The 4,434-nt window shown below is 30.3% G+C and carries 4 protein-coding genes; all 4 read right to left on the bottom strand.

Annotated features, from left to right (window positions below; translation table 11 throughout):
- Positions 1-38 precede the first annotated feature (38 nt).
- On the bottom strand, positions 39-1,547 hold the full coding sequence (locus tag UGRO018_RS17495) for an LCP family protein (protein ID WP_416327799.1): 1,509 nt from the start codon (positions 1,545-1,547) through the stop codon (positions 39-41).
- A 137-nt stretch (positions 1,548-1,684) separates the two neighbouring features.
- A complete protein-coding gene (locus tag UGRO018_RS17500) occupies positions 1,685-2,593 on the bottom strand; it encodes a sugar phosphate nucleotidyltransferase (RefSeq protein ID WP_416327800.1) in 909 nt (302 codons plus the stop codon).
- 1 nt (position 2,594) lies between these two features.
- Positions 2,595-3,833, bottom strand: a complete 1,239-nt coding sequence (locus UGRO018_RS17505) for a glycosyltransferase (RefSeq protein ID WP_416327801.1) — start codon at positions 3,831-3,833, stop codon at positions 2,595-2,597.
- Positions 3,834-3,845: 12 nt separating this feature from the next.
- Positions 3,846-4,434, bottom strand: a 589-nt coding sequence (locus UGRO018_RS17510) for a CatB-related O-acetyltransferase (protein ID WP_416327802.1), incomplete at its 5' end; no start/stop codon positions are given.

The following is a 4,434-nucleotide window of genomic DNA, read 5'->3' on the forward strand; positions in this document are numbered from 1 at the left end:
GACTACAATTCGATTAAGAATTGTAGCCTTCAACTATATTATCCAACATTAGCAACTAATTCTGCTTGTTTTTGAACATCTGCATCAGTTACCATTTCGCCATTATTCACTTTTTTAATCAAATTCACCGCATTGGCAACCGTATTTTGATCTGGTTCCATTACCCATGAATTAAATCCATTTGCCGGAGACCAAGCACTACCGTTTCCAACACCACTTACACTAATTTGTTTGATATCCCAACCAGACATATCATTGATTTGCATCTTCACTAGAGAAGACATTTCATTAGATGACATATTGGTCTGGAAGCTTCCACCAATCGCATTCATGATACTTGTATAACGTGTGATGATAGATGGTGAAATCATTTTATTGATCATACCAGTAATAACACGCATCTGATTTCTACCACGATCACGATCACCATCAGCTAAGTTATAACGCTCACGAGCAAATCTTAATGCCTGAGCACCATCCATTTGGATACTTCCTGCAGCATATGAATAAGTGCCATCACTTGCAGTAAATGCAACAGGGTTATCAACAGTGATTCCACCTAAAGCATCTACAATTTCCACTACACTTGAGAAATTTACACGAGCGTAGTAATTAATCTCCATATTGAAATATTGTTCTACAGCCTCTACAGTAGCTTCTACACCCCATAATCCTGTATGAGTCAGTTTATCTGTCTGTCCTCCTTGACAAGGCTGAGGGATATAATAATCACGTGGAATACTTGTCAATAATACTTGATGTGTATTTGGATTAACTGTTACAATCATATTTACATCTGAACGTGAAACAGTAGAAATAGATCCATAAGTATCAATACCAGTAATATAAACACTAAATGGTTCTTTTGTTACATTAACATCCTTACTGATATCTTTAGTTTCTTTTTCATATTCATAAGAAGCAATAACTTTTGTTTCATTATTAAATTTAGGATGGTTATCTTCAAATAAGCCTCGACTACCTTCATTTATCAAAAGTGCATCAACTTTTCCATCATATAAGTCATCTGCGAATGTTTTATAAGAACTATATTCTACAGTAGTAACATCTTCACCCAAATCTTTTTCTATATCCGCAAGAGCTTTGGTGTTTAGAGAAGTGTCACCAGTTTTTGAAATACCTAGTTTCTTTCCTTTTAAATCTTCAATTTTTTCCAATTGACTGTCTTTCAAAACAACAACTGACATTTGATCAACTTGTGTATTATTTCCACTCATACGACCAAAAGTATCACTCATTTTGAAAACATACCAGTTTCCAACCCCTAAGAATGCGGCTAGAATAACGATTAGAACTTTTCCTAAGATTCGATTAACCTTATTCACTCGTTTTCCTAGTTGTAGATAATACATTCCTAACAGTAACAATAATAGTACAACGATTACTGGAATCATATATTTCATTGGTACGATATTAGAAATAAACATCTGCGCAATAAATAAAATAGTAAGTATTGCATAAATTAATACAAAATAAAAACCAGCTGTCTTATATATTGGTTTTTTTGCTTGTTTCTTCTTTGCCATGGATTACACTCCTTTTCAAATAACATATTTATTATAGCCTTTTTAACGTTTTATTACCACAATTTTTTCTTACACTTTGTTAAGAGATGTATCATTTAGAGAAATAAAAAATCTATAGCATAAGCCATAGATGGTTTTTATACACTATAAATAGGATCGATAGATTTAAGTTCATTAAATGTATCTATTTCTATTACATCCCCTTCACTTACTGGTCTAACCATAATATTGTAATGGTCTATACACTCTTTTAAAGATACCTCATCCCAATATTTTTCTTTTCCCCCCGGACTATGAAATACTTCTTCTATATCTTTGCTCATTTTTTTCGCATCTTGTTCAGACCAAAAAGATATTCCAAACATATGATGCACATTTTTACCTCCAATTTTCACTTTTGTAATTACACCTTTTTTTGTTTCAAAACACCAGTCATCAGTTATATCTACTTTCATTCCAGTGTAATTACTCTTATATTCATACTTTCTAATAATATCTTTATTATATAGAACTAAATCAGATTCTAATACGTATGCATTATCTAATTGATTTCTCACTAAATAAGCACTAGAAATATTATTTGCTTCATTGTAAATAGGATTTTCAATAAATTTAATCATTGGATATTTTTTTAATAAAACATCAAACTGCTCACCTAAATAACCCCTAACAATAATAATGTCTTTAATTCCTGCCTCAATTACTGCATCAAGTAAAGTTTCAATTATTCTTTTACCATGAACTAAAATTAATGGTTTTGGTGTATTTAATGTTACTGGAACCATTCTACTTCCAAAACCAGCTGCCATAAAAACAGCCTTTTTTACTCTATACGGCTCTAGAGATTCATATCCCTTTAAAGTAATTTCATAACAATTATCACCACGATTTTTTATTAGTCTCCCTTTAATTAAATCGTTAAGTGTAGAGTTTATACTTCCAAATGATACACCTAAATATTTAGCTAACTCACGTTGTGAATGTTTCTTTTCTTGATGTCTTTCAATTCTAACCATAACTTCAAACTGTAGTAATGTTAAACTCATATTATATTTCTCCTCTTTTTGTATTAATTTCACTTTCATTTATAAATAAATTTATAAATTCTTTTATTTTAACCTCCTTATTATAATTATCTATTACATGTTTTCTAATTCTATCTGAAGAATAATCACCATTATCAACTTTTTGTATAGCATCAGTCCATAAATCTACTTTTAACTTAGTTAGAACTAATCCTGTATCTCTAGTGACAAGTTCTTTAACCGCACTTGTATTCAAAACTATGACAGGTACACCACATGCCATTGCTTCTATAGTTACTAAAGAAAAAGTTTCTTCATATGAAGGGTTAAGAAAAATTCTAGCATTAGAATATAACGCAACTAACTCTTCAACATTTTCAGTTCGTTCTACTCCAACTATATTTTTAGGTACTTTTTTACATTGTGAATTAGTAAGCCCTACTAACACTACTACATATCGGTTAGAAATTACTTCTGCTATCTCTTCAAATAACTTTAAACCCTTCCTATCATCCCAAACATTAGCTACTCCTAGCAAAATTTTTTTATCTTCTGGTATATTGTATTTCTTCATTATGCTAGTATCTTTTACAGGTTTAAATTGGTTATAATCGACCCAATTATTAATGATTTTTACATCATATTTATTCATAAAGGATAAATCAACCAGGTCCTTTAACCATTTAGAAGGCGTAGTTAGCACCAATCGCTTATTTTCTAAAAGCGTGAAATAATGTTTTTTATGATTATAAATGAATTTAGAATTATCTATACCAAAATTACATGGATATTTTCTTTTTTCAGGACAATCATGGCATGCTGTTTTCCATGAATTACATCCTACATATGTAAAGTAAGCACAATGTCCTGTAAAACTCCAGCAGTCGTGCAACGTCCAAATAACTTTTCCCTTATATTCGTTCTCTAACCAATTAAATAAAACTCTATAATTCAAATAATATCCATGTATATTATGTAAATGAATTACATTAGGCTTATAAGAATTTAATTCTCTTATTAGTTTTTTTGTGGAAAAATAAGATCCAAATCCATGTAAGCCTAAAAAATATGATAATATAGCATGTAATAAAATTGATAATTTATTTCCAACTTTTACACAATTCAGATGAGTATAACCTGCACCTCTTCCATAGAATGCAATTGTTTCAAAATTATTTTCATTTGCCTTCTCCTGTAATTCTCTCATAATGCGTCCTGTTGATCCATTACACACTATATTAATAAATGCTATTCTTTCCATATCCATACCTCTTTATTTTTTAAACAAACTACTAAATTGTTTAAAATTTTCGAACATTTCTGCATTTTGTTTAATCCATTCTATATCTTTATCCCACCATTTGCTTTTATCTAGTTCCTTTATTATCTCCTTTTCAAAACGATATCCAATCACTTTAGCTGGAACTCCACCAACAATTGTATATGGATCAACATCTTTATTTACCAAAGAACCTGCTGCAATTATAGCACCGTTTTCTATAGTTACTCCTTCTATGATAGAAACATTATCGCCTATCCAAACATCATTTTTTATAAGAATGCAACTTTCATTATCAGCATATTTAAATTCATTAAATTTTTGTTTTTTAACATAACTTACACCATTAACACCTTCCTTTGAATAAAAATAAGGATGTGTACTAATAAATACTTTTGAGGGATGCATACCACGTATTACTCTCACACAACTACCAATAGAACAAAACCTACCTATTTTCCCGACTATGAAACTATTATAACCTATATAACTGCCAAATCCAAGCGATCCATACAAAGTTGTATTATCGCCTATAAAATTACTTCCTTCAAGTGATGATTCCTTTCCTATATTACTAGAGAAC

Origin of the sequence: Hoskinsella mucinilytica, assembly GCF_045223415.1 — a bacterium.
Lineage (GTDB): Bacteria > Bacillota_I > Bacilli_A > Erysipelotrichales > Erysipelotrichaceae > Hoskinsella > Hoskinsella mucinilytica.

Coding starts and splice junctions, on each gene's coding strand:
- UGRO018_RS17495 (WP_416327799.1), bottom strand. CDS start 1,547: ATGGCAAAGAAGAAACAAGCAAAAAAACCAATATATAAGACAGCTGGT.
- UGRO018_RS17500 (WP_416327800.1), bottom strand. CDS start 2,593: ATGAGTTTAACATTACTACAGTTTGAAGTTATGGTTAGAATTGAAAGA.
- UGRO018_RS17505 (WP_416327801.1), bottom strand. CDS start 3,833: ATGGAAAGAATAGCATTTATTAATATAGTGTGTAATGGATCAACAGGA.